Origin of the sequence: Pseudarthrobacter sp. MEB009 (assembly GCF_030208875.1) — a bacterium.
Lineage (GTDB): Bacteria > Actinomycetota > Actinomycetes > Actinomycetales > Micrococcaceae > Arthrobacter.
Window position 1 is genome coordinate 100970 of the sequence record NZ_JARVTC010000014.1, and the last position, 23644, is coordinate 124613.

The 23644-nt window shown below is 66.8% G+C and carries 19 protein-coding genes and 1 pseudogene; 5 read left to right on the top strand and 15 right to left on the bottom strand.

Annotation, left to right across the window (positions count from 1 at the left end):
- Positions 1-85: 85 nt before the first annotated feature.
- Entirely contained in the window at positions 86-1324 is a 1239-nt protein-coding gene (locus tag QRN07_RS14800) for a glycoside hydrolase family 26 protein (RefSeq protein WP_285241428.1), read from the bottom strand.
- Between the two features lie 221 nt (positions 1325-1545).
- Here QRN07_RS14800 and QRN07_RS14805 point away from each other — a divergent pair, with 221 nt between their 5' ends.
- Positions 1546-1956, top strand: coding sequence for an Hpt domain-containing protein (locus tag QRN07_RS14805; protein ID WP_050683931.1), 411 nt, complete (start codon positions 1546-1548; stop codon positions 1954-1956).
- Here the strand turns inward: QRN07_RS14805 and QRN07_RS14810 are convergent.
- Positions 1929-2696, bottom strand: coding sequence for a response regulator transcription factor (locus QRN07_RS14810; protein WP_197273498.1), 768 nt, complete (start codon positions 2694-2696; stop codon positions 1929-1931). The genes QRN07_RS14805 and QRN07_RS14810 overlap by 28 nt on opposite strands.
- A gap of 96 nt (positions 2697-2792) precedes the next feature.
- On the opposite strand from QRN07_RS14810, the gene QRN07_RS14815 reads away from it, so the two are divergent.
- Positions 2793-4448 (top strand): sensor histidine kinase, encoded by a 1656-nt coding sequence (locus tag QRN07_RS14815; protein WP_285241429.1) that lies wholly within the window; start codon positions 2793-2795, stop codon positions 4446-4448.
- A gap of 29 nt (positions 4449-4477) precedes the next feature.
- Here QRN07_RS14815 and QRN07_RS14820 read toward each other — a convergent pair whose 3' ends face one another.
- The 12 genes and pseudogenes from QRN07_RS14820 to QRN07_RS14875 form a co-directional block, all read right to left on the bottom strand.
- Positions 4478-4708 (bottom strand): PLDc N-terminal domain-containing protein, encoded by a 231-nt coding sequence (locus QRN07_RS14820; protein ID WP_050683934.1) that lies wholly within the window; start codon positions 4706-4708, stop codon positions 4478-4480.
- A 36-nt stretch (positions 4709-4744) separates the two neighbouring features.
- Positions 4745-5161 carry an acyl-CoA thioesterase gene (locus tag QRN07_RS14825; protein ID WP_050683935.1) on the bottom strand — a complete coding sequence of 139 codons (417 nt, stop codon included), beginning with the start codon at positions 5159-5161 and terminating at the stop codon, positions 4745-4747.
- A gap of 44 nt (positions 5162-5205) precedes the next feature.
- Positions 5206-7266: an ABC transporter ATP-binding protein gene (locus tag QRN07_RS14830; RefSeq protein WP_285241430.1), complete on the bottom strand. Its 2061-nt coding sequence runs from the start codon at positions 7264-7266 to the stop codon at positions 5206-5208.
- On the bottom strand, positions 7263-8996 hold the full coding sequence (locus QRN07_RS14835; RefSeq protein WP_285241431.1) for an ABC transporter ATP-binding protein: 1734 nt from the start codon (positions 8994-8996) through the stop codon (positions 7263-7265). The genes QRN07_RS14830 and QRN07_RS14835 overlap by 4 nt, the downstream gene beginning before the upstream one ends.
- 164 nt (positions 8997-9160) lie before the next feature.
- Positions 9161-10786 (bottom strand): annotated as a pseudogene (locus QRN07_RS14840) (MFS transporter); the annotation flags it as partial.
- Positions 10787-10796: 10 nt separating this feature from the next.
- Entirely contained in the window at positions 10797-11270 is a 474-nt protein-coding gene (locus tag QRN07_RS14845; protein WP_285241432.1) for a MarR family winged helix-turn-helix transcriptional regulator, read from the bottom strand.
- Between the two features lie 141 nt (positions 11271-11411).
- Positions 11412-13157 (bottom strand): thiamine pyrophosphate-binding protein, encoded by a 1746-nt coding sequence (locus tag QRN07_RS14850; protein ID WP_231685989.1) that lies wholly within the window; start codon positions 13155-13157, stop codon positions 11412-11414.
- Positions 13158-13161: 4 nt separating this feature from the next.
- The gene (gene speB / locus QRN07_RS14855; protein WP_285241433.1) at positions 13162-14226 is read right to left on the bottom strand and encodes an agmatinase; all 1065 of its coding nucleotides are present in this window, start codon (positions 14224-14226) and stop codon (positions 13162-13164) included.
- Between the two features lie 188 nt (positions 14227-14414).
- Positions 14415-16493 (bottom strand): iron ABC transporter permease, encoded by a 2079-nt coding sequence (locus QRN07_RS14860; RefSeq protein WP_285241434.1) that lies wholly within the window; start codon positions 16491-16493, stop codon positions 14415-14417.
- A 4-nt stretch (positions 16494-16497) separates the two neighbouring features.
- Positions 16498-17463: an iron-siderophore ABC transporter substrate-binding protein gene (locus tag QRN07_RS14865; protein WP_285241435.1), complete on the bottom strand. Its 966-nt coding sequence runs from the start codon at positions 17461-17463 to the stop codon at positions 16498-16500.
- A complete protein-coding gene (locus tag QRN07_RS14870) occupies positions 17460-18320 on the bottom strand; it encodes an ABC transporter ATP-binding protein (RefSeq protein ID WP_197273499.1) in 861 nt (286 codons plus the stop codon). Before QRN07_RS14870 ends, QRN07_RS14865 begins: the two co-directional genes overlap by 4 nt.
- Positions 18321-18380: 60 nt before the next feature.
- Complete coding sequence (locus QRN07_RS14875) at positions 18381-18956, bottom strand: cupin domain-containing protein (RefSeq protein ID WP_050683941.1); 576 nt, start codon at positions 18954-18956, stop codon at positions 18381-18383.
- Between the two features lie 262 nt (positions 18957-19218).
- On the opposite strand from QRN07_RS14875, the gene QRN07_RS14880 reads away from it, so the two are divergent.
- Positions 19219-20739 carry a sodium:solute symporter family protein gene (locus QRN07_RS14880; protein WP_285241436.1) on the top strand — a complete coding sequence of 507 codons (1521 nt, stop codon included), beginning with the start codon at positions 19219-19221 and terminating at the stop codon, positions 20737-20739.
- A gap of 105 nt (positions 20740-20844) precedes the next feature.
- Here the strand turns inward: QRN07_RS14880 and QRN07_RS14885 are convergent, their stop codons facing one another.
- Positions 20845-21069, bottom strand: coding sequence for a hypothetical protein (locus QRN07_RS14885; RefSeq protein ID WP_050683943.1), 225 nt, complete (start codon positions 21067-21069; stop codon positions 20845-20847).
- A gap of 230 nt (positions 21070-21299) precedes the next feature.
- Here QRN07_RS14885 and QRN07_RS14890 point away from each other — a divergent pair, with 230 nt between their 5' ends.
- Positions 21300-22484, top strand: coding sequence for a VIT1/CCC1 transporter family protein (locus QRN07_RS14890; RefSeq protein WP_442853699.1), 1185 nt, complete (start codon positions 21300-21302; stop codon positions 22482-22484).
- A 31-nt stretch (positions 22485-22515) separates the two neighbouring features.
- Entirely contained in the window at positions 22516-23439 is a 924-nt protein-coding gene (locus QRN07_RS14895) for a matrixin family metalloprotease (RefSeq protein WP_050683944.1), read from the top strand.
- Positions 23440-23644: the final 205 nt, after the last annotated feature.

Consider the following 23644-nt stretch of genomic DNA (forward strand, 5'->3'; position numbering starts at 1 on the left):
CGGACACAATGGTGCTTGTGGTCCTGCGTGGGGATCACCAACCAGAGTCCGGAGCCCCGTAATCCCAGTAATCCCCGAGTGCCGGCTAGCTCCTTCGAGCCACGAGCGCGGCTTTCAGCGCAGTCGCCGACGATTCACTGCTGTTGATCCGCCAGTCCGCTTCCTTCTGCAGATGGAACCACACAAATCCCATAACGTCCGGCTGACTGGCAAGGTACGCCACCAGGTCCCTGTTCCAGGCCGCTTTGGAACCACCCAACTCACTGGCTGCAGTCTCCGCTACAAGTATCTGACTGCCCGGCGCCAACGTCCGGAGCTGGGCAATACCCGGGCTGAACAGGTCCTGCGGCGAGACCCAACTGCTCCAGGCGGCGGACGTCCCCCAGTTGTAGCCGTCCAGCGCCACAACGTCGACGTACCCGGCTCCCGGATACAACCCGGTAAGGTCCGTGGAACCCCAGTAGGGAACGTTGGGCGACCAGACCCATTGCACGTTCGCCGCACCCTGTGCCGCCACCACGTCATGGACGTGCCGCCACGCGGACACGTAGTCGCCGGCCTGGTTGCTGTTGACGCCTTCAGCCCATGGGTACCAATTTCCGTTCATTTCGTGGGCGAACCGCAGCATCACCGGTTTGCCCCACGAGGCCAGCGACTGTCCCCATGCACGGATGTGGGCGTCAAAATCTCCCGCGGTGATCCGGTCGAGGGAAAAGGCGGGCTGCTCAACGCCGCCGCCCCAGGCCCACGGTTCCCAGGTGAGCAATGCCGTGGCGCCGCGGGCCGAAACCGCATCCAGCTCGGCCAGCGGCGGTGCCTGCAGGAAGTCTTTGTACATCAGGACCATGGAGGGGCTCTCCCCCGCCAGCACGCCCACAGCATCGAGTTCCGCCCCGGCGGAGGCCCCACCCTGAGTCGCCACACCAAAGCGGAGTTTCGCCGAGCTGATCACAGGAGGTTGCGGCTCGGTCACCACCGCGGGCTGCACAACAAACAGCGCCGACGCTTTAGTGGCCGACGTCTTGGCGGTGACTGTGAGGCTGCCGGTGGCTCCAGCGGGGATCACAATCCCCGTGCTGAATGAGCCTGTGCCGGATGTCTTGAAGGAAAATGAGCTGGCGCCCGCTGTGACGGTTCCACTGGTGGAGGCTTTGAAGCCCGTCCCGGTCGCCGTAACCGCGGAGCCGGCAGGACCGGACCCCGGACTTAGCGTGACCTGGGCAGCCGGTGCCGCAGCGGCCGGCGCGATGCCGGACACCCCGGACACCACCAGGACCGTCCCGGCAAGCAACCCAGCAACAACGGTTTTCAGCGATCGGATCATGGCAGTTGTCCCCAGTCAGCCGGCAGCAAAAAGCCGCCATTTTTGGTGCGGAAAGCACTGGATTCGATATTAGGGGTAAAAGCCGCAGTCTTATCAAGAAACCCACAATTATTCGCTGAAAACCTGACCCGCCAAGGCCATCCACCTAACCTGAAGAAGAGCAAATGACCCCGTTGATTCCCTGGTTTCCCCGACGCCGATCACCACCGGAAAGGACCGTTTTGAGCACCTCAGATGACACCCCGCGGCCACTGGTGGACCAGTCCGTACTGGACCGGCTGCGGGAAGAGCTGGAGGACGACGGCGGCTACAGCAAGGTCTTTGTGGGCCACTTCATCGAATACCTTCCCCAGCGGATAAGCCGCCTGCGGCTCGCCCTCACCACGGGAGACCTCGAGGGCTCAGTGGACGCGGTCCTCAGCCTCAAAACGTCCAGCCAGATGGTGGGCGCGGAACGCCTGGCAGGACTGGCGCTGGACCTCGAAGGCGAAATCCGGCGGGGCGCCCGGAGCGGCGACATCGCGGTGGTGCTGCCAAACCTGGCAGCGACGTTCCTGCGGCCCATCGACCACTGCGGCCGGCAGACCATCCACAGGCTGCAGTCTCAGTGCTCGCCGGGAGCCAGGCGGTAACCCACACCGCGGACAGTCTGGAGCCAGCGCGGGCTTTGCGGCGAATCGCCCAGCTTTTTGCGCAGGTTGCCCATGTGGACTTCCACGGATCGTTCGTCGGATTCGCTGATGTAACTTCCGACGTCGTAATCCTCGTCCCGCAGCCGACGCACCAGATCCGCCTTGGTCCGGACAGTCCGGCCGGCTTCAAGCAGCGCGTGCAGGAGTTCGAATTCCGTCCGGGTCAGGTTCATTTCCGTCCCATCCACCAGCACAGTCCGGGACGCGTAGCTTAGGTCAAGGCCGTTGTGGCTGAAATTGCCCCGTTCGGGCCGCACGTGGTTGTTGGCGGACACCTCAGGCGCTGACGTGTCCGTTGCCTCCGCTGCGGACCTGGGCCGGCGCATCATCGCAGCAACACGGGCCCGGAGCTCGCGGGGCCGGAACGGCTTGGTGAGATAGTCATCGGCGCCGGATTCCAGGCCGATCAAAGTATCGAGTTCCTCGGTGCGGGCCGTCAGCATCACGATGTAGGCGTCCGAGAACTCACGGATCTGCCTCGACACTTCGAAACCGTCGATGTCGGGCAGGCCCAGGTCGAGTGTAATCACGTCGGGGTTCAGGGTTTTAGCCACCAGGACGCCTTCTGCGCCCGTGCTGGCTACCGTCACCTCAAAGCCGGCCTGGGTCAGCACAGTGCGGACCAGTTCCCGGATATCGTGATCATCCTCAATGACAAGTCCCACACGTGCTTCACTCATAGTGTCCCCTCAGCAGCCAACGTCTGAAGTATAGCCCGGTGCGGATATATCCTGCTTGTATGGTCCTGCAACTCCTGCCCCAGAAGCCCCACCGCCATGTCTGACCGCGAGCTATGGTCCGCCGGGCGCTTTTGGCGGTTCAAGCGGCCCTTCCATGAACTCCGCCTGACGGACCGCGTGGCCATGAGCCAGATGCCGCTGTTCATCACCACGCTGCTGACGGTCTTCCTGGTGTGGGCCTTCTTCCCGGGCACCATGGACAACCTGCTGTTCGGCTCCTTTGTCATCTCCCAGCTCCTCATCATGGCCCTCTGCTACCTGGTGCCGTGGGACCGGCTGCCGTACACCAGCTTCCTGGTCGTACCGCTGCTTGACTTCATTTCCATCGCGGTGGGCCGCGAAGGCGGCCAGGACAGCCTGACCGGCATCAGCCTGCTGGCGGTCTTCCCGGTGATCTGGCTGTGCGCCTCCAGCTACTACCCGAAGACGTCGGTCTGGCTCTCCTTCCTGGCGCCCCTTGCCATCATCTGGGTGCCGCTGTTCCTTAAGGGCGATGTGACGCCCCAAGGCCTGACCCGCGCCCTGCTGCTTCCGGTCATGATGCTGGGTATCGGTGTGTCCGTGAGCGTCCTGACGCGCAGCATGATGCGCCAACAAAAGGAGCTGCAGGACAAGGACGCGCTTTTGCAGGCCAACCTGCGGACCAGCCAGCGCCAGGAAGCCCTGCTCAACACGGTCCTGGACACCGTCCACCTGGGCGTACTCGCCGTGGACGCAGACGGGCACGACATCCTGATGAACCGCAAGCAGCGCGCCAACCATGAACTGGCCCGGCCCAGCACCATCGAAGACCCCAACGAGTCCCAGCTCCTGGTCTACGCAGCGGACAGGACCACCCTGATTCCTGTGGAAGACCGGCCGGTGCGCCGCGCTGTCCTCGGCGAGACCTTCACTGACTACCTCGTGTGGCTGGGCGAGGGAGCAGCGCAGCGGGCCTTTGTGACCACTGCCCGCGCGATGAAGGACGAAGACGGCAAATTTGCCGGTTCCGTCATTGCGTTCGGTGACGTCACAGACCTCGTCAATGCGCTCACCGCAAAGGATGACTTCGTCTCCAGCGTCTCCCATGAATTCCGTACCCCGCTGACATCCATCCTCGGCTACGTTGAACTGCTGCTCTTCGACGAGCCGGACGAGTCACAGCGCGAAATGCTCGATATCATCCGCCGGAACTCGGAGCGGCTCCTCACCCTGGTCTCGGATCTGCTGGCCAGCCGCAACGGGCAGCTGATTGTCACACCCCATGCGGTGAACGTGGCCGAGCTGGTGCGAAGCAGCGTCTCATCGGCCCTGCCCAAAGCCGCCGCCTCGGGTATTGTCCTGACGGCGGACGTCCCGGACACCCTGGAAGCCCACGTGGATGGCGCCAGGATCTCACAGGTCCTGGACAACCTGGTGTCGAACGCCATCAAATACTCGCCCGACGGCGGCAGCGTCCGGGTCAGCCTCGTGGAGGAGGACGGAAACGTGGCCTGCAGGGTCACGGACACTGGCATGGGGATGACCCCTGAGGACGCATCCGAGGTGTTTGCGAAGTTCTTCCGCACCAGCAACGTCCGCCGCACCGCCATTCCGGGCGTCGGGCTGGGCCTGCCTATCAGCAAGGCAATCGTGGAAGCCCACGGCGGTTCCATCGACGTGGACAGCACCCTGGGTGAGGGAACGGTGTTTACCTTCCGGGTACCGGTGTAACCCGGCGCCCGGAAGGGCGGCCGCCTGGCTTAGAGGCCCGCAGCCCGTTTCCGGCCGAAGATGAAGTAGCCGGTAGGCCCGATGAAGTTCACAAACGCGGCCAGCCGCCAGGCCGCTTTGGGTCCGTTGATAAGTTCCGCGGGGCGGCGGGAAATGTCCCGTTGGGCTGCCAGGAGCAGCGCCACCTGCGCCACACCCACCACAATGGTTCCGGCCTTGCTGGCCGGCGACATTTCTTTCCAGGTCTTTTTCTTTGCCATGGTGCTCCTTCAGTGGATGGGATGGGGGTGCGGCTGCTAGTGCACGTAGGGCGCCAGCCGTTGCCGCTGCTCGGGAGTGAGTCGCTGGACCCGGCCGGTGGCCTCGTCCACAAACGCCAGGTGGCTGCTTGCCTTCACGCAGTCCTCGCCCGTCACCGGGTCCAGGACAAGGTAGTGGATATCAAAGCTGGCGCCCTTGACGGCGCCGATCCATACCTGGACCACGGCGGGGATGTTGCGGTACTCCAGCGTCCGGACGTAACGGATCCTGTGGTCAACCACCAGCGCCATGGTGCCGTCCGGGACGTCGTTGAAGAGGGAAACCTGCGGGTCAACGCCTGGCTGGCCGGCTCCCCGGGGAGGGCCGAAGGCGGCGATCCGCGCCTCCTCCAGCATCCTCACGATCTGGACGTTGTTGATGTGCCCGTAAGCGTCCATGTCGCCCCAGCGCATGGGCACCGGGACTTCAATCCGGACCGGGGCTGCGGTGCCGGCGCTCAGCTGTGCACCGCCGTCGAGTCATCCACCGGGATTTCCCCGGCGTCCGAGCCTGCGAATTGCGACTGGTACAGCCGGTAGTAGGCGCCCTGGGCTGCCAGCAGCACCTTGTGGTTGCCCTGCTCCACGATCCGGCCGTTTTCCATCACCAGGATGGTGTCGGCGTCGCGGATGGTGGAGAGCCGGTGGGCAATAACGAAGCTGGTCCGGTCCGTCCGCAGCGCAGCCATGGCCTTCTGCACCAGCAGTTCGGTACGGGTGTCCACGGAGCTGGTGGCTTCGTCGAGGATGAGCAGCGATGGGTTGGCCACAAAAGCGCGGGCAATGGTGATCAGCTGCTTCTCGCCGGCACTGACGTTGTTGCCTTCCTCGTCGATGACCGTTTGGTAACCGTCCGGGAGCGCCCGCACGAACCGGTCAACAAACGTGGCTTTGGCCGCGGCGATGACTTCTTCCTCCGTGGCGTCCAGGTTTCCGTAGCGGATGTTGTCGTAGATGGAGCCGCCGAACAGCCACGCGTCCTGGAGCACCATGCCCACCTTGGACCGGAGCTCGGCCCGGCTGAGGTGCGTGATGTCCACGCCATCGAGGGTGATGGCGCCGGAGTTGAGCTCGTAGAAGCGCATCACCAGGTTCACCAGGGTGGTCTTGCCTGCACCCGTGGGACCTACGATGGCCACGGTATGGCCGGGCTCCGCGGTGAAGGACAGGTTCTCGATGAGTTTTTTGTCTTCCGTGTAGCTGAAGGTCACGTCCTTGAAGTCCACGTGTCCGTCAGTCTTTGGCGGCAGGTGCTCGGTGGCGGTCTCGCTGTCCTGCTCGTCAGCGTCCAGGAACTCGAACACCCGTTCCGCCGAGGCCACGCCGGACTGCAGCATGTTGGCCATGCCTGCCATCTGGCCCAGCGGCTGGGTGAATTCGCGGGAGTACTGGATGAAGGCGGTGGCATCACCCAGGGACATGGAGCCGGAGGCCACCCTGAGGCCGCCCACCACGGCGATGCCCACGTAGCTGAGGTAGGAAACAAACTGCATGACCGGGAAGATGATGCCGGAGACGAACTGGGCGCCGAAGCTGGCCTTGTACAGGGCTTCGTTGCGTTCCTCGAAGCGGGCCAGCATATCGGCGTCGCGGCCGAAGACGCGGACCAGGTCGTGGCCGGAGAAGGACTCCTCGATCTGGCCGTTCAGGGCACCGGTGTTTTTCCACTGCGCGGCAAAGAGCTTCTGGCTGCGGACGCCGATGATGCCTGCGGCCACACCGGACAGGGGCAGGGCCACCAAGGCGATCAGGGCCAGCTGCCAGGACACGATGAACATCATGATGACGATGCCGATGACCGTGAGCAGCGAGTTGATCAGCTGCGCGAATGCCTGCTGGAGTGCCTGCTGGACGTTGTCGACGTCGTTGGTTACCCGGGAGAGGACGTCGCCGCGCTGGCGGGTGTCGAAGTAGTTCAGCGGCAGCCGGTTGAGCTTCTTTTCCGTGTCGTCACGGAGCCGGCGGATCACCTTCATCACGATCACGTTGAGCACGTAACCCTGCAGCCACAGGAAGATGTTGGCCACGAAGTACATCAGCAGGACCATGGCGATCAGCATGGTCAGTTTGTCGAAATTGATGCCCGTCCCGGGTACCAGCTCCATCCGCGAAACCATGTCCGCGAAATTGGCGTCCCCCGCCTGGCGGAGGCCCGCGACGAACTCGTCCTTACTGGCGCCGGCAGGCAGTTGCTTGCCCACCACACCGGCAAAGATCACGTCCATGGCCTGGCCCAGGATCTTGGGGGCGATGACATTCAGGACAACGGCGACCACCACCAGGGCCACCACGAGGTAGATGCCAAGGGCCTCCGGGCGCAGCAGCCCCATCAGCCTCTTGGCGGAAGGCCAGAAATGCTGGGCCTTTTTGGCGGGTATGCCGCCGAACATGTCCCCGTCGGCCTCTGACGGGGTGAATTCCTCTTCAACAAAATCGTCGTCATCCAGGTCCGGGGCCGTCACGGCCGATTCCGGCGCAGCCTGGTCTGCGGCGGTGGAGTCCTTTTTCCGGGGGCTCATGCCATTTCCTCCACGCTCAGCTGGGATTCAACAATTTCCTGGTAGGTGGGTGAGGTTTCCAGGAGTTCCTCGTGCGTGCCGCGGTCCACAATCCGGCCGTTGTCCAGGACCAGGATCTGGTCCGCTTCGGTGATGGTGGAGATCCGCTGGGCGACGATGATGACCGTGGCGTCCGCGGTGGTCTGTTTCAAGGCTGCGCGGAGCCGCGCATCCGTTGCCACGTCCAGTGCGGAGAAGGAATCGTCGAAGAGGTAGACCCTGGGTTTGGTGACCAGGGCCCGGGCGATGCACAGCCGTTGGCGCTGGCCGCCGGAAACGTTGGTTCCGCCCTGGGAGATCCTGGCGTCCAGCCCGTTCTTTTTCTCCCGCACAAACAATTCGCCCTGGGCCACGCGCAGCGCGTCCCACAGCTCCTGGTCCGTGGCCTCGGTCTTGCCGAAGCGCAGGTTGTGCTCGATGGTTCCGGAGAAGAGGTAGGGCCGCTGCGGAACGAGGGCCACCCGCTTGGTGATTTCCTCCCGGTCCAGGGCACTGACGGGCACCCCGTCCAGGAGCACCTCGCCCTCGCCGGCGTCGTAGAGTCGCGGCAGGAGGGACAGCAGGGAGCTCTTGCCGGAGCCGGTGGAGCCGATGATGGCGATGGTCTGGCCGGGCCGGGCGGTGAAGCTGACGTTGCTCAACACCGGCGACTCGGCACCGGGGTAGGCGAAGGTGACGTTGCGGTACTCCACCACACCTTCCAGCGCTGCCGGGGCTTCCGGACGTTCGGGATCGTGGATGGAGGGTTCGACATCGAGCACCTCGCCGATGCGGTCCGCGCACACGGAGGCGCGCGGGATCATCATGGCCATAAACGTGCCCATCATCACCGCGACGAGGATCTGGAGCAGATACTGCAGGAACGCGGTCAAGGCGCCCACCTGCATATCGCCGGAGTCCACCCGCTGGCCACCGAACCACAGGACAGCGGCGGTGGACAGGTGCAGGATCATGCCGATGGCGGGGAACATCAGCACAAACAAGGCGCCGATTTTCAGGGAAACGTCGGTGAGCTCCTTGTTGGCTGCCCCGAAGCGCTCCGTCTCGTAGGGTTCGCGGACGAAGGCGCGGACCACGCGGATACCGATGATCTGTTCGCGCAGCACAGCGTTGATCCGGTCGATCTTCTTCTGCATGGAGCGGAACAGCGGCATCAGCCGGACCACCAGGTAGCCCACCACCACTGTGAGGAGCGGTACTGCGACCCACACCAGCCAGGACAGGTTGAGGTCCTCACGCAATGCCATGATGATGCCGCCGATGCACATGATGGGGGTGGCCACCATGAAGTTCAGGCCCATCAGCACCAGCATCTGGACCTGCTGGACGTCATTGGTGCCGCGGGTGATCAGCGTGGGCGCGCCGAAGGTGCTGACGTCCTTGGCGGAGAAGCTGGTGACCTTGCGGAACACGGCCCGGCGCAGGTCGCGGCCGATTGCCATGGCCGTTTTGGACCCGAAGTACACGCCGGCGATGGCGGTGCCAACCTGCACAAAGGCTACGGCGAGCATCACGGCGCCGGTCCGCCAGATGAAGTCGGTGTCCCCGCGGGTGACGCCCTCATCGATGATCTGGGCGTTCAGGCTGGGAAGGTACAGGGCAGCCATGGTGGACGCCAGCTGGAATACAATGACGGCCACAAGATACGGCGTGTATGGCTTGGAAAACCGCCGTATGAGGGTGAGGAGCATGCCCACGGGTCCTTAGGAAGAATGTGAAAAGCAGGAGGCTTAAGTAGTAGCAGCCGGGGCTGACATCCTTAGCCTTCCCACTCTACGAAACTCTTTCCCGGGGCGGAACCGCCCCGGGAAAGATCATCCGACGGGAGTACCCCCGCGTGCGGTCAGTGCTTTGCTGCGGCGGGTTCCGGCGTTGTGCCCGAATCCTTGGCTGTGGCATCCGGCTGGATGTCCACGGTGCGGCGGAGCGGCTTCTCCTTGATGAACAGCACGGAGAGCAGCGCCAGCACCGTGACGCCGGCGGAGATCAGGAAGACCTCGGCCGTGGCGTCGCCGTAGGCCGCCCGCATGATCTCGCGGACCGGTTCGGGCATGTGGGCCAGGTCCAGGCTGCTGCCGGCGCCGCCGCCGGCCACCGGGATGCCGGCCGCGGCCAGTCCCTGGGAGGCGAGTTCGCTGACCCGGTTGGCCAGGACCGCGCCCAGCACCGAGACGCCGATGGCGCCGCCGACGGAGCGGAAGAAGGCCACAGAGGCGCTTGCCGTTCCGATGTCCGAGGCGCGGACGGTGTTCTGCACGGCCAGGACCAGGTTCTGCATCAGCATGCCGAGGCCCAGGCCCAGGACGGCGGTGAAGACGCCTGCGTGCCAGAGTTCGGTGGTGTGGTCCATGGTCCCGGCCAGGCCCAGGCCGCCGATCAGGAGGATGGATCCGGCTACCAGGAAGCCCTTCCATTTGCCGGTGCGGCTGATGAGCAGGCCCGAAGCCACGGAACCGATCAGGTTGCCCGCGATCATGGGCAGGGTCAGGAGGCCGGCTTCGGTGGGGGTGGCACCGCGGGCCACCTGGAAGTACTGGCCCAGGAAGGTGGAGGAGCCGAACATTGCCACACCAACAGCCACGGAGGCGATGATGGCCAGCGCGGTGGTCCGCTCAGAGATGATCTTGAGCGGGATGATGGGCTGTTCCACCTTGGATTCAACCAGGACCAGCAGGGCCAGCAGGAGCACGCCGCCGCCCACCATCAGGGCCGACTGCCAGGAGAACCAGTCGTAGTAGTCCGCCTTGCCGGCGAAGGAAACCCAGATCAGGAGCAGGCTGACGCCCGAGGTCAGCAGGATGGAGCCGAGCCAGTCGATCCTGGCGTGCCGGCGGACGTGGTTGATCTTGAGGGTGACCTGCAGCAGGATCAGGGCGACGACGGCGAGCGGCACGCAGACGAAGAAGGTCCAGCGCCAGCCCAGCGGGCTGTCCACGATGAATCCGCCCAGCAGCGGGCCACCGGCGGTGCCAACGGCCATCACTGCGCCCATGTAGCCGGAGTATTTGCCGCGGTTGCGCGGCGGGATCATGGTGCCGATGATGGCCTGCGCCAGGGCGGTCAGGCCACCCATCGCCACACCCTGGATGACGCGGGCGCCGAGCAGCAGCGGAATGGTCTGCGAGAGACCGGCCATCACGGAACCGGCAACGAAGATGATGATGCTGAGCTGGACCAGGACCTTCTTGTTGAAAAGGTCTGCAAGCTTGCCCCAGATGGGGGTGGTGGCGGCGTTGGCCAGCAGTGCTGCGGTGATGACCCAGGCGAAGTCCGTCTGGGTGCCGTGCAGGTCGGACATGATGGTGGGCAGCGCGTTGGCCACGATGGTGCTGCTGAGGATCGCGGTGAAGAACGCGGCGAGGAGGCCGGTGAGGGCCTCCATGATCTGCCGGTGCGTCATTTCCGGCGCGGCTTCGGTTGCTCCGGCAGGCGACGGCGGCTGGCCCGCCGGTTTGGTCTGGGTGGCAGTTTGGCTTGCCATGGATCTGCTCCTAAAGGGTGTTGATGGTGGTGCCGGCCGCCGTTGCCCGGGCTGAGTTCTTCAGTGATTGTGTGAGTTTGTGCAAGGTGGTGGCCGTGGTGCCGGCGTCTTCCTCGCTCCAGTCACGCAGGAGGTCCTGCAGCGCTGCTGCCCGTTGCTCCTCGATGCGCCGGAGCTTGTCCGCCCCCTGCGGGGTGAGCGCCACAAGCTGGGCCCGCCCATCGTCGGGATCCGGCCTGCGCACCACAAAGCCGTGGTCCTCGAGGTCGGCGATATGCCGGCTAAGGACCGGGGCGCTGACGCCCAGCCGCTCGGCAAGCCGCGTGGCCCGGGATTCCCCCTCCCCCACAAAACGCAGGACGCCCTGGAGCGCGACGCCTGTTTCCTGCCCCCGCACGTTGGCGGTGGCGATGCAGCGCACGGCCCGCTGGAGGTCGAAGATCTGGTACACCAGATCCGCTGCCGTGTCCGGAGCTACAGCCATGACTCGATTACTCCCTAGTTGCTTGCCTCAAGCAACCATATCTTAATTTGGTTGCTTTGGGAAACTATCATTGTGGGCTGCCCCGGAAATGCCGCAGGACCCCTGCCATCGGCAAGGGTCCTGCGGGGGTGGTGGGGAGCGTCAGTCGCCCAGGTGCGTCGGGGCGAACATCTTCAGCAGGGTTTCAACCACAACGACGTTGGGCCCGTCCCCGGCGAAGGATGCCTTCAGCGCATCCCCCACATCCCCGGGGGCAACCCGCCGGGCCGGGACGCCGAACGCTTCGGCGAGTTTGACGAAGTCCGGCCGGGCCAGCTCGGTGGCCGTGGCCTGGCCGAATGCACCCACCATGTACTCGCGCAGGATGCCGTAGCCGCCGTCGTCGACAATCAGCCAGGTGACCGGCACGTTGTGCTGCTTGGCGGTGGCCAGCTCGGAAATGGAGTACATCGAGGAGCCGTCGCCGGATACCGCCAGGACCCGTGCGGGCCGGCCCAGCGTCTGCAGGCCCACGGCGCCGCCGATTGCCGCCGGGAAGCCATAGCCCAGTCCGCCCGCGCCCTGCGCGGAGTGGAACTGGCCCTCGCGCGCATCCCAGCAGCTCCAGCCCCAGTAGGCGGAGATGGTCATGTCCCAGAACGTTTGCATGTCCGCGGGGACAGCCTCCCGGATACCGGCCATAAACCCCAGTTCCTTGGCCAGGTCCTGGGATTCGAGCCGGGCCCGCACCTTGGCCAGCGCGTCCTTCACCACCGACGCCGGAGTTGCGCCGTGCCAGTTTGCCGGTACGGACCGGCCGGCGTCGAAGGCGGCGTCCAGGGCGGACAGCGCCTGGCCGGCGTCCGCCCGGATGCCCAGGCCGGGCCGGTTGGACTCCAGGACCCGGGGTTCCGCGTCGATCTGGATGATCCGGCCCCGCGGCGCGAACGTGAAGTAGTTGGAGGTGACCTCGCCCAGCGATGAGCCGATGACCACCAGGACATCGGCATCCTCCAGCACGTCGGTCATGTGCCGGTCCTCGATCCAGGACTGCAGCGACAAGTCATGGTTCCAGGGGAAGGCGCCGTTGCCGCCCGGCGTGCAGATCACCGGAGCCTGCAGTTTTTCGGCGAGGGACAGCAGCGTGGCCTCGGCCCGGCCGCGGCGCGTCCCGCCGCCGGCGATGATGGCCGGCCGTTCCGCAGCTTCCAGCCATTTAACGGCTTCCCGGACCAGCTCCACGCGGGGCGGGTTGTCGGCTGCCAGTGCCAATGCGTCCTCCACAGGCGGCACCATGATGGGGTCCAGCAGCACGTTCTGCGGGATTTCCAACCACACCGGACCCTGGGGGGAGGAGATCGCCTCGGTCCAGGCATCCTGGATGGCGGACGGGATGCCTGACGCGTGCTGGATCAGCCGCTGGCTTTTGGTGACGTTGGCTGCTGAGGCCTTCTGGTCATCGAGCTGGTGCAGCATGCCCTTGCGGCGGGCGCCGAGCCCTTCCAACGGAATCTGGCTGGCGACAACCACCATGGGCACTCCGGTGGCGTATGCCTCCTGGAGCCCGGCAAGTGACGTCAGCGCGCCGGGCCCGGTGGAGAGGAACAGGACCCCCACCTCGCCGGTGGCGCGGGAGTAGCCGTCGGCGGCGAACGCCGAGTTGTTCTCCACTCGGGACGAAACGAAGTGCAGGTTGCCGCGGCCCATGGCATCAAACAGGCCCAGCGCGTGCTGGCCCGGGATGCCAAAGACGGTTTTGGCGCCCAACGCTTCGAGGGTTTCCACCACCAGGTCACCGCCGTTGCGCACCGGACCGGGTGGCACGCCGGCAGCGTCAGCCGCCACAGCGGCTGGTACCCCGGCGGGGGTTGAACCTGCGGCTGGAAGCGTGGATCCGGCGTCGGCCATTGCCTTACTCCTTGCCGGCTGCAGCGAAGCCGGCAGGCTGGCGGGGTTCGCGGCCAAGCGCCTGGGCCGCGTAACCGGATTCCGCGCCGAACCGGTTGCCGGCCACGGTGTTGTCCGCCATCAGGGTCACCAGCTCGAAAGCCACGTGGCTTGCGGCCACGCCGGTGATTTCGGCGTGGTCGTACGCCGGGGCGACCTCGACAACGTCCGCGCCCACCAGGTTCATGCCGCGGAAGCCGCGGATGATTTCCAGGAGCTCCCGGCTGGTGATGCCGCCGGCCTCGGGCGTGCCGGTGCCGGGGGCGTGCGCGGGATCCAGGACGTCGATGTCCACCGAGATGTAGAGCGGGCGGTTGCCGATCCGGTCGCGGACCTTGGCCACCGTTTCCAGGACACCCTGGTAGTAGACGTCTGCGGAGGTAACGATGCCGAAGCCGAAGCGGTGGTCGTCGTCGAGGTCCTTTTTGCCGTAGAGGGGTCCGCGGGTGCCGATGTGGCTGATGGCTTCCGTGTCCAGGATGCCTTCCTCCACGGCGCGGCGGAACGGGGTGCCGTGGGTGTATTCGGCGCCGAAGTAGGTGTCCCAGGTGTCCAGGTGCGCATCGAAGTGCAGCATGGCGATGGGCCCGCCGGCGCGTTCGGCAGCCGCGCGCAGCAGGGGCAGGGCGATGGTGTGGTCCCCGCCCAGGGTGACGAGCTTGCTGCCGCCGGCGGTGAGGTCGAGCGCGTTCTGCTGGACCGTTTCGATGGCCTCGTTGATGTTGAAGGGGTTGACGGCCATGTCGCCGGCGTCCGCCACCTGGATGTTTTCGAAGGGGCTGACGTCCCACGCCGGGTTGTACGGGCGCAGCAGCCGGCTGGCCTCGCGGACGTGGTTGGCGCCGAACCGGGCACCGGGGCGGTAGGAGACGCCGGAGTCGAAGGGAACACCCACAACGGTGACATCAGCCTTGGCCACTTGGTCCAGCCGTGGCAGCCGGGCATAGGTCGCGGCGCCGGCGTAGCGGGGAATTCGGGATGAATCGATGGGACCAAGGTTGCCGTTGGCTTCGATGCGCAGCTCTTCCATGGGAGGGGCTCTCCTTCGCGGAGTTGGGGACTGATGTGATTGCCATCATACGCCACAGTTGTCTAATGGGCATCAAGTGTTTACAGAAAATTGGCTAAGCGTCCGACGACGGCAGCCCCGGAAACGGAAATGGCCGGGGCGGGTGCCGCAGCACCCACCCCGGCCATGGCCGGATTTTTCCGGCGTCGTCAGCCGGCCTGCCGGGCCCGCGAGCGCCACAGCAGCCAGATGAAGTACGGCGTGCCCAGTACGGCAGTGAGCAGCCCGGCGCCCAGTTGGGCGGGGGCAATGACGGTCCGGCCCAGCACGTCCGCGGCTCCCACCAGGATGGCGCCCAGCAGGATCGCCGTGAACAGGACCCGCGTGTGGCGCCGGCCCACCAGGGCCCGGGCGGCGTGCGGCGCGATCAGCCCCACAAACCCCACGGCCCCCACCGCCGCAATGGACAGCGCCGTGAGGATCACGCTGACCACCAGGAACAGCAGCCGGGCGCGTGCCAGCGGGACGCCCAGCAGCCGCGGGGTGTCCTCGTCCAGGCTCAGGATGTCCAGTTCACGGTGCCGGAACGCCGCCATCGGCACAAAGACCAACAGCCCGGCGGCCAGGGGAAGGACGTCCAGGAAGGTGCGACCGTAGGTGGAACCGGCCAGCCAGGTGAGGGCCTTGGTGGCGTTGAACGGATCCGTCAGCACAATCACCAGGCTGACCAAGGCCAGGGTGCCGGCGGAGACGCCCACCCCGATCAGCACCAGCCGGTTCTGCTGGTAGCCGCCCCGGGCTGCCAGCCCGAACACCAGGGCCGCCGCGAGCGCCGCCCCGGCCAGCGCCGCCAGGGAAATTCCCCATGGGCTGACCAGGGGGACGGTGGAGACCACCAGGACTGCGGCCAGTCCGGCGCCCCCGGAGACTCCCAGCAGGCCCGGTTCGGCCAGCGGGTTGCGGGTGATGGACTGGATCAGCGTTCCCGCCAGGGCCAGGGCCGCTCCCGCGGCCATGGCTGCGGCCACGCGGGGCGCCCGGGTATCCAGGACAAAGCCCACCATTTTGCCGCTCTCCCCCGCCAGCCAGTTCAGGACATCCCCGAGCAGCAGCTTGGCATCGCCCAGCAGCAGGGAGCCTGCCAGCACAGCCAGGGCCACAGCAGCCAGGACGGCGACCGTCAGCAGGTACCGCCAGCGCGGCGGCAGGGGGTGGTGGTCCGTAGGGGTCACGGACCCGGAGTCCTTGGCCCGGAAAGCCAGGACGATCAGGAACACGGCCCCCACCAGCGAGGTGATGACGCCCGTGGGCACCCGCACCGATGCGTCGGCGCCCACCACCGCGCGGAGCGCAACGTCCGAGGCGAGGATCAGGTTGGCGCCCATCAGGCCGGCAAGGGGCAGGAAAAAAACAGCCCGGCCCAGCCGCTGGACCCGGTTGGCCAGGGGCCGGACCAGGGCAGGCGCGCACAGCCCCACAAAACCGATGGGCCCGGCCAGGGTGACGGCCGCGGCCGACAACAGGACGGCGAGCAGGACTGCGCCAACCCGCGTGGACCGGACGTTGACGCCCAGGCTCCGGGCGGCGTCGTCCCCCAGGCCCAGCGCGTCCATGCGCCGGCCCAGCAGGAGCAGCCCGGCCAGGCCGACCACCAGCAGCGGCGCCACCTGGACCACGCCGGAGGTGCCGCCCTGGCTGATGCTGCCCTGGCCCCACTGGTAGAGGCCTTCGGTGGCCTGCGGATACAGCAGGAGCAGGGCGGACGTCATGGAGCCGAGGCCCAGGGCCAGGGCGCTGCCGGCCAGGACCAGCCGCAGCGCACCGGTTCCCAGCCCCGAGAGGCCCAGGACCACTGCGGCGGCTGCCAGGCCGCCAACAAAAGCCACTGCAGAGGATGCCAGCAGCGGGAGGCTGAAGCCGGTGACGGAGGCGATGCCCAGGGCAAAGTAGGCGCCGGCGTTGACCGCCAGCGTGTCCGGCGAGGCCAGGACGTTGCGGCTGATGGACTGCAGGGCGGCGCCGGCCACGCCCAGGGCCAGGCCCACAACGATGCCTGCCAGCATCCGCGGGAGCCGCGAGGCCATCACCACGGCGGCCGAATCCTGGTCCGCCGAGCCCAGGAACACGTTCCAGAGTTCCACCGGACCAACGGCCGCGGTGCCCTGGGTGAGGTCGATCAACGCGAGCGCTGCGCACAGGGCCAGCGCGCCGGCCAGGACCCCGGCCACGGCCCCGTTACCGCCGGAGCGCAGCCGGACGGGCGCCTCGGCGGTAACAGCGGCGCTCATGCGATCACTTGGTAAGGGCCGTAATGGCAGCATCGACGTAGGCCGTCATGGACGCCGGGCCACCGAACATCCAGATGCCGTCGGACAGGCGGTGGACGTTGCCGGCGGTGACGAACGGCAGGGACTGCCAGATCGGGTTGGCGCCGAGGACGTCGGCGAACGGGTCGCCGTCCACCTTGTTGGTGATGTAGAGGAATTCAACGTCGCTGAGGCTGGTCAGGCCTTCGACATCGGTGGATGCCAGGCCATAGTCCTTGTCGCCTTCCAGGGTCCACGCATTGTCGAGGCCCAGTTCCGCGGTGACGTCGCCGATCAGGGAGCCCTTGGTGTAGGGCCGGATGCCTACCTGGTTGCCCTGGGCGTAGCCGTCAGCGAAGGCGACCTTGGCTCCGGCGAGCCCTGCGGCCGCGAGCGTTTCGCGGCCCTTGGCCACGGCGTCGTCGAATGCTGCCTTGACCCCGGTGGCTTTGTCCTCCGTGCCGGTGGCCTTGGCGATCAGGTCCAGGTTGGTGTTCATCTGGGCGATCTGGCCTTCGCCGTTGGCGGAGCGGACCTGCAGGACCGGGGCGATCTTGCGCAGCTGCTCGACGGCGGCGGCAGGCAGGTCGGTGGTGGCCACGATCAGGTCGGGCGCCAGGGACGCGACGGTGTCCACGCTGGGCTCACCGCGGGTGCCGATGTCCTTGGGCTCGTTGTCGAGGGGAACGGCGGCGGCCCAGGCGCTGTAGCCGGGGACATCGGCAACACCTACGGGGTCAACGCCGAGGGAGACGAGGTTTTCCACGACGTTCCATTCGGTGCCCACCACTTTGGTGGCGGGGGCGTCGAGGGTGATGGTGGTGCCGCTGGCGTCGGTCAGCTCGATGCCGGCTCCGGAGGCCGAGGGGTTGTCGGCAGGTTCCGTGGTTCCACAGGCGGAGAGGGCCAGCGCCGCTGCAACAGCGGCGGAGGCCAGGATTGGCTTCTTCATGGGGATGTAACCAGTCTTTCGGTACGGGTGTGGTGCTTGCCGATGGCGCGGGTGCGCAACCGGCCGGTGCTTGGATCGGTGTCGACCTCGATCCGGATTCCGTAGACCCCGCTCAGAAGCGCGGAGGTGAGAACGGAGGCTGGTGTGCCGGACGCAATGACACGCCCCTGGCCCAGTAATACGACCCGGTCGGCGAGCGCCGCGGCCTGGTCAAGATCGTGCAGGACCACGCCCACGGCGATGTCCTGCTGGTCGGCGAGGTCCCGGATGAGGTCCAGGAGTTCCACCTGGTAGCGGAGGTCCAGGTAGGTGGTGGGTTCGTCCAGCAGCAGCACGCCGGTTTCCTGCGCCAGGCAGCTGGCCAGCCAGACGCGCTGCAGCTGGCCGCCGGAGAGCTGGTCAACGCCGCGGTCCGCCACTCCGCCGGTGCCGGTCAGGGCCAGGCACTTATTCACGACGGCGGCACCGGCCGGATCGGCCTTGCCCCAGCGGCCGCGGTGCGGGTAGCGGCCGAACTCGACAACGTCGCGAACGCTCAGGCCGGCGGGCGTGGGCCGGCTTTGGGTCAGGAGGGCCACGTGGCGGGCGAACTCGCGCGCCGAGAGGGAGAGTGCGTCGGCGGCTTCGTCACCGGGGCTCCCGCCCAGGGTCAGCGTCCCGGTCCTGGGGTCCTGCAGGCGGGCCAGCGTGCGCAGCAGGGTTGACTTGCCGCTGCCGTTGGGGCCCACCAGGGCGGTGACCTGGCCGGGCACCAGGGTCAGCGACGCATCGTGGACAACATCCGTGCCGCCATAGGCAACGGTGATGCCGGCGCCCTTCAAGGCGTGCGGGATCGCGGGGCTGGACTTAGGGTTCACATACTAAGGCTAGCCTATCCTTAGGGTCCACCCGACCACGTTACGCGGAGTTGTCCCTGTTCAGCGGCTGGCCGCCGGGACCAGCACCCAGAGGACCTCGACCGGCTGGTCGGTGGGGTTCACCCAGGTGTGGGGCTCGCGGCCCGGGAACGTGACGGTGTCCCCCGCATCGAGGTCGTATTCCTCATTGGTCAGGATGAGCCGGATGCTGCCGCTGATCACGTGCAGCACGTCGACGTCGCAGTCCACGGCATACAGTTCGGACTCGCCGCGGCCGTGCGGCTCAATAACGGCCTGGATGATCTGGAGGCGGCGTTCGGACCGGGCCGTCAGGAGCCGCTCAACGATGCCTTGGCCGCCCAAGGAAATCCGCGGCCCGTCGTTGCGCTTGGTCAGGTGCGTCTCGGGGGCCGCAAAAAGCTCGCCGATGGAGATCGACAGGACCTGGCACAGGGTGACCAGCGAGGCCACCGACGGGGAGGTCAGGTCGCGCTCAACCCGGCTCAGGAAGCCCTTGGTCAGGCCGGTGGCATCGGCCACCTGTTCGATGGTGAGCCGCTGGGACTGCCGGGCCGCCCGGATCCTCGAGCCGATGGCCACCGGAACGTTGCTCGGTTCAACTGGCAGTGCCTTCATGTACGAACCTTTCATGGCCGGCCACCCGGCCCCACTCTGGAGCAATACTAATGGCCTGCTGCCACTGTGACGCTTCCATGGCGGGCGCGCCACGGCGCCTCAGGGCGCCCTTGACTGTTACGGCCGTCACAGCCTACGCTTTTGAAAACACTTGTTGCCTATCAGGCAATATTTGCGACTCCGCTCTCATCCGCACCCCCAGCAGCGGCGCCCCGGCTTTCCCCGCCCCGGCCCGCTTAACAACCTGCTCCGAGGAGCCAACATGGATGCAAACGTCATCAACATCGCCATTGTGGTGGTGTACCTACTCGCCATGCTTGCCTTCGGCTGGTGGGGCAAGTCCCGCACCAAGTCCAACAGCGACTTCCTGGTGGCCGGCCGCCGCCTCGGCCCATTCCTCTATACCGGCACCATGGCCGCGGTGGTCCTGGGCGGTGCGTCCACCGTGGGCGGCGTGGGACTGGGCTACAAGTTCGGCATCTCCGGCATGTGGCTGGTGGTGGCCATCGGCGCGGGCGTCCTGCTCCTGAGCCTGCTCTTTGCCCCCATCATCCAGAAGCTGAAGATCTACACGGTCTCGCAGATGCTGACCCTGCGCTACGGCAGCAAGGCCACCCAGGCCTCCGGCATCGTGATGCTGGCGTACACGCTGATGCTGTGCGCCACGTCCACCGGCGCCTACGCCACCATTTTTGTGGTGCTGTTCGGCATGGACCGGGCCTTGGCCATCGCCGTCGGCGGCGCCATTGTGCTGGTCTACTCCACCGTGGGCGGCATGTGGTCCATCACCCTGGCGGACCAGGTCCAGTTCGTCATCAAGACCGTGGGCATTTTTTTCCTGATGCTGCCCTTCACGCTGAACGCCGCCGGCGGCCTGGACGGCATCCGCAGCCGCGTTGATGCGAGCTTCTTCCAGATCGACGGCATCGGTGTCCAGACCATCATCACGTACTTCGTGGTGTACACCCTGGGCCTGCTGATCGGCCAGGACATCTGGCAGCGCGTCTTCACGGCCAAGACCCCCACCGTTGCCCGCTGGGGCGGTGCCACCGCCGGCATCTACTGCATCCTTTACGGCGTGGCCGGCGCCCTGATCGGTATGGCCGCCAGCGTGGCGCTCGCCAACATCGAAATCGCCGCCAAGGACGACGTCTACGCGGAAGTGGCCCAGAACCTGCTCCCTGTGGGCATCGGCGGACTGGTCCTGGCCGCCGCAGTGGCAGCCATGATGTCCACCGCTTCCGGCGCCCTGATCGCCGCAGCGACAGTGGCCCGCGCCGACGTCCTGCCGTTTGTGGCCAGCTGGTTCGGCAAGGACATCAACACGGACGACACCGACAACCCGGAGCACGATGTCCGGGCCAACCGCATCTGGGTCCTGACCCTGGGCATCATCGCCATTGTGATCGCCATCGTCACCAAGGACGTGGTGGCGGCCCTCACCATCGCGTACGACATCCTGGTGGGCGGGCTCCTGGTGGCCATCCTCGGCGGCCTCGTGTGGAAGCGCGGCACCGGGATCGCCGCCGCCGCCTCCATGGCCGTCGGCTCGGTGGTCACCCTCGGCACCATGATCGTCCTGGAAATCAACGCCAAAGCTCCACTGGACGGCATCTACGCCAACGAGCCGATCTACTACGGGCTGGTTGCCTCGGCAGTCGTCTACGTTGTGGTGTCCCTGGCCACGAGGCCCACGGACCCGCACGTTATGCGGAACTGGCAGCGGCGCGTCGCCGGCCAGGACAGCGAGCCGGCGCCCGCAGACGCGGTCACCACCTCCTGATACCGGGTCGCACGACGGCGGCACCTCCTTTTGTTTCCCAGCGGAAGGAGGTGCCGCCGTCGTCAGTCCTGCCCGGTTGGTCCCGCACGTGGCAGTCCTGCCGGGTCAGTCCTGCTCGTCCCCGCGGACTTCGTCCGGGTCCATCGGGACCTCCCGGTCTTCGGCGTCGTTGACCGGCCGGGACCGGACCGCGGGCTCTTCCGCATCGGGGAAGGGATCTTCCGGGTCCAGGGCGGCGTCGGCGGGCGTTTCCCCGGCATAGTCGTAAGCGGGGTCCGCCTCCACGGCGTCGAGGTGCGGCATGTCCGGGTGCTGTCCGCTGGTGCTCATCACAGAACCTCCACTGATTGACGGTGTGGCACATCGGGTGGGCGCCGGCCGCGCCGCCCATTTCATCTCAGCACCACGCCCGGGGGCGGTCAAGGGGTCCCCGGCTGGCGTGCCGGCGGCTTCCCCACCTGATGGAAAAGTTACGGCGGACCGAAACCCCGGAGCTAGGGTTGCCAGCCGAAAAACCGCGGAAATCCGCAGTAAACTGGCGTGGCAATGGAGCCGAAACCGTGCCCCATCCAGCCCAGGAGTCCTCCGTGCCGCAGCACGCCACACCCAATCACCAACCGGCCCCCGCCGGACCCGCGGGCACCCCGGAAACCCCGGTTACCCCGGTTCCGTCGGCCGCCGACATCAGGCGCTGGCGCCAGTACCTCGCCGACGAACGGGCCGAGGCCGCCGTCTACCGCGACCTGGCCCAGAACCGCCAGGGCGAGGAGCGGGCCATCCTGCTGGCCCTGGCCGAAGCGGAGGGCCGGCACGAAGCGCACTGGCTGGGCCTGCTCGGGGACAACGCGGGCCGCACCCGGCCGGCATCGGTCCGCAGCCAGCTGCTGGGCTTCCTGGCCCGCCACTTCGGTTCGGTCTTTGTCCTGGCACTCGCCCAGCGGGCCGAGGGCCGCTCGCCCTACGCCAAGGACCCCAACGCCACCGAAGCCATGGCCGCTGACGAACAGATCCATGAGGAAGTGGTCCGCGGACTGGCCACCCGCGGCCGCAACCGGCTGGCAGGCACCTTCCGGGCTGCAGTCTTCGGGGCCAACGACGGACTGGTCAGCAACCTCTCGCTGGTAATGGGCATGGCCGCATCCGGCGTGGCCAGCAGCGTGGTGCTGCTCAGCGGCATCGCCGGGCTCCTTGCGGGTGCCATGTCCATGGGTGCAGGCGAGTTCATTTCCGTCCGGTCCCAGCGCGAACTGCTTGACGCCACCCGGCCCACCCAGGTCACCCTGGCTGCAGCACCGAAGCTCGACCTGGAACACAACGAACTCCTGCTGGTCTACCTGGCCCGCGGCATGTCCCAGGAAGCAGCCCAACACCGGGTGGCCGAGCGGATGGGACAGCTCTCCTGCGACTGCGACCCGAGCCTTTCGCTGCACCCGGAAGAGCCGGCGGAAGAGGACCAACACGAGGCCGTGGGCACTGCTTGGGGCGCCGCCCTCTCCAGCTTCTGCTTCTTTGCCTCCGGGGCCATCATTCCCATCCTGCCGTTCCTGTTCGGCCTGACCGGAGTTGCTGCGCTGGTTGTGGCGGGCGCCCTGGTGGGCCTTGCCCTGCTGGGTACCGGTGGCATCGTGGGACTGCTTTCGGGGACGTCGCCGCTGACCCGGGGGCTGCGCCAGCTGGGCATCGGGCTCGGTGCCGCCGCCGTCACCTACGTCCTGGGGCTCGCCTTCGGCACCGTGGTGGGCTAGTTTTGGTGCATCCAACGACGGAAGGCTGACCATGCAGCGCCGGCCCCCACGCCATGCGGAGCCCACGTCGGGCCGCAGCGGGACGCCGCGACCACGCTACCGGCTGGTGCTGGTCGCAGGGCTTTGCGTGGCGGGCGTTTTTGGGGCCGCAGTGGTGCTGGACGATCCACGGGTCAAGCAGTTCCTGGACCTCCGGATCGGGCCCGGCACCCGGCAGGGCGCGGGACCGGGCGAAGGCGCCGTGCCGGGCGACGCCGAAGCCCCGCCGGCCGCAGAGGTCAGTACTGCGGCCCCGCCTGCCGGCGTCGAGGAGGCAGCCGAACCGCTCCTCACCCCGGCCCCGCCCGCCGTCGGAAGCGATGCCTACCATTTCCTGCTGGTCAACGGGGACGGCACACCTGTGGGCTACTCCCCCTGCCGCCCTCTGCACTATGTGGTCAACACGGACCTCGAACCCGACGGTGCGGCCGAGCTGGTGCCGAGGGCCATCGAGACCATTTCGGCAGCAACCGGCATCTCTTTTGTCTACGACGGCACCACTGACGAGCAGCCGTCGGCGCAGCGGCCGCCGTTCCAACCCGACGGGTACGGCGCCCGCTGGGCACCGCTTTTGATCGCGTGGACCACCCCCGAGGTGGCGCCGCAGCTGAAGGGTCCCGTGATCGGCACCGGGGGCAGCACCCACTTCAGTTTCGACGGCGGCCCCAAGACCTTTGTGACCGGAGGCCTGGACCTTGACGCCCCGCAGATCGCCGATGAACTGCTCAACCCTGACGGCGACAAATACGCCACCGCCGTCATCCTGCATGAGCTGGGCCATGTGATGGGCCTGGACCACGTTGATGACCCCGCCCAGCTGATGTATCCGGAGATCGGCACCCCGGAAGGCCTGTCCGACGGCGACCGCAACGGCCTGTATGAACTCAGCAAGGCTGCCTGCCGCAAGGACCTCTAACCCGCCCTGGTGGCATGTCCTGGAAAAGTCCTGATGTCACGACAGGTCAAATTGCCTGGTCACCGCCAGGGCAGGCCTTGACCCGCCGTCCGTCCCTGCTACCATCAGGGAAGAAACTATGTCCTATCAAGAGAACATATACCGGCAAAGCAGCCGCCTGCAGCCACCGCCGCACGGCGTCCGGCCGCAACCAAGGAACAGGAAC

Excerpts from the sequence above, each read along its gene's own strand:
- QRN07_RS14800 (WP_285241428.1), bottom strand. The coding sequence starts at position 1,324 with ATGATCCGATCGCTGAAAACCGTTGTTGCTGGGTTGCTTGCCGGGACG.
- QRN07_RS14810 (WP_197273498.1), bottom strand. The coding sequence starts at position 2,696 with ATGAGTGAAGCACGTGTGGGACTTGTCATTGAGGATGATCACGATATC.
- QRN07_RS14815 (WP_285241429.1), top strand. The coding sequence starts at position 2,793 with ATGTCTGACCGCGAGCTATGGTCCGCCGGGCGCTTTTGGCGGTTCAAG.
- QRN07_RS14820 (WP_050683934.1), bottom strand. The coding sequence starts at position 4,708 with ATGGCAAAGAAAAAGACCTGGAAAGAAATGTCGCCGGCCAGCAAGGCC.
- QRN07_RS14825 (WP_050683935.1), bottom strand. The coding sequence starts at position 5,161 with ATGCGCTGGGGCGACATGGACGCTTACGGGCACATCAACAACGTCCAG.
- QRN07_RS14830 (WP_285241430.1), bottom strand. The coding sequence starts at position 7,266 with ATGAGCCCCCGGAAAAAGGACTCCACCGCCGCAGACCAGGCTGCGCCG.
- QRN07_RS14835 (WP_285241431.1), bottom strand. The coding sequence starts at position 8,996 with ATGCTCCTCACCCTCATACGGCGGTTTTCCAAGCCATACACGCCGTAT.
- QRN07_RS14845 (WP_285241432.1), bottom strand. The coding sequence starts at position 11,270 with ATGGCTGTAGCTCCGGACACGGCAGCGGATCTGGTGTACCAGATCTTC.
- QRN07_RS14850 (WP_231685989.1), bottom strand. The coding sequence starts at position 13,157 with ATGGCCGACGCCGGATCCACGCTTCCAGCCGCAGGTTCAACCCCCGCC.
- speB (WP_285241433.1), bottom strand. The coding sequence starts at position 14,226 with ATGGAAGAGCTGCGCATCGAAGCCAACGGCAACCTTGGTCCCATCGAT.
- QRN07_RS14860 (WP_285241434.1), bottom strand. The coding sequence starts at position 16,493 with ATGAGCGCCGCTGTTACCGCCGAGGCGCCCGTCCGGCTGCGCTCCGGC.
- QRN07_RS14865 (WP_285241435.1), bottom strand. The coding sequence starts at position 17,463 with ATGAAGAAGCCAATCCTGGCCTCCGCCGCTGTTGCAGCGGCGCTGGCC.
- QRN07_RS14875 (WP_050683941.1), bottom strand. The coding sequence starts at position 18,956 with ATGAAGGCACTGCCAGTTGAACCGAGCAACGTTCCGGTGGCCATCGGC.
- QRN07_RS14880 (WP_285241436.1), top strand. The coding sequence starts at position 19,219 with ATGGATGCAAACGTCATCAACATCGCCATTGTGGTGGTGTACCTACTC.
- QRN07_RS14885 (WP_050683943.1), bottom strand. The coding sequence starts at position 21,069 with ATGAGCACCAGCGGACAGCACCCGGACATGCCGCACCTCGACGCCGTG.
- QRN07_RS14895 (WP_050683944.1), top strand. The coding sequence starts at position 22,516 with ATGCAGCGCCGGCCCCCACGCCATGCGGAGCCCACGTCGGGCCGCAGC.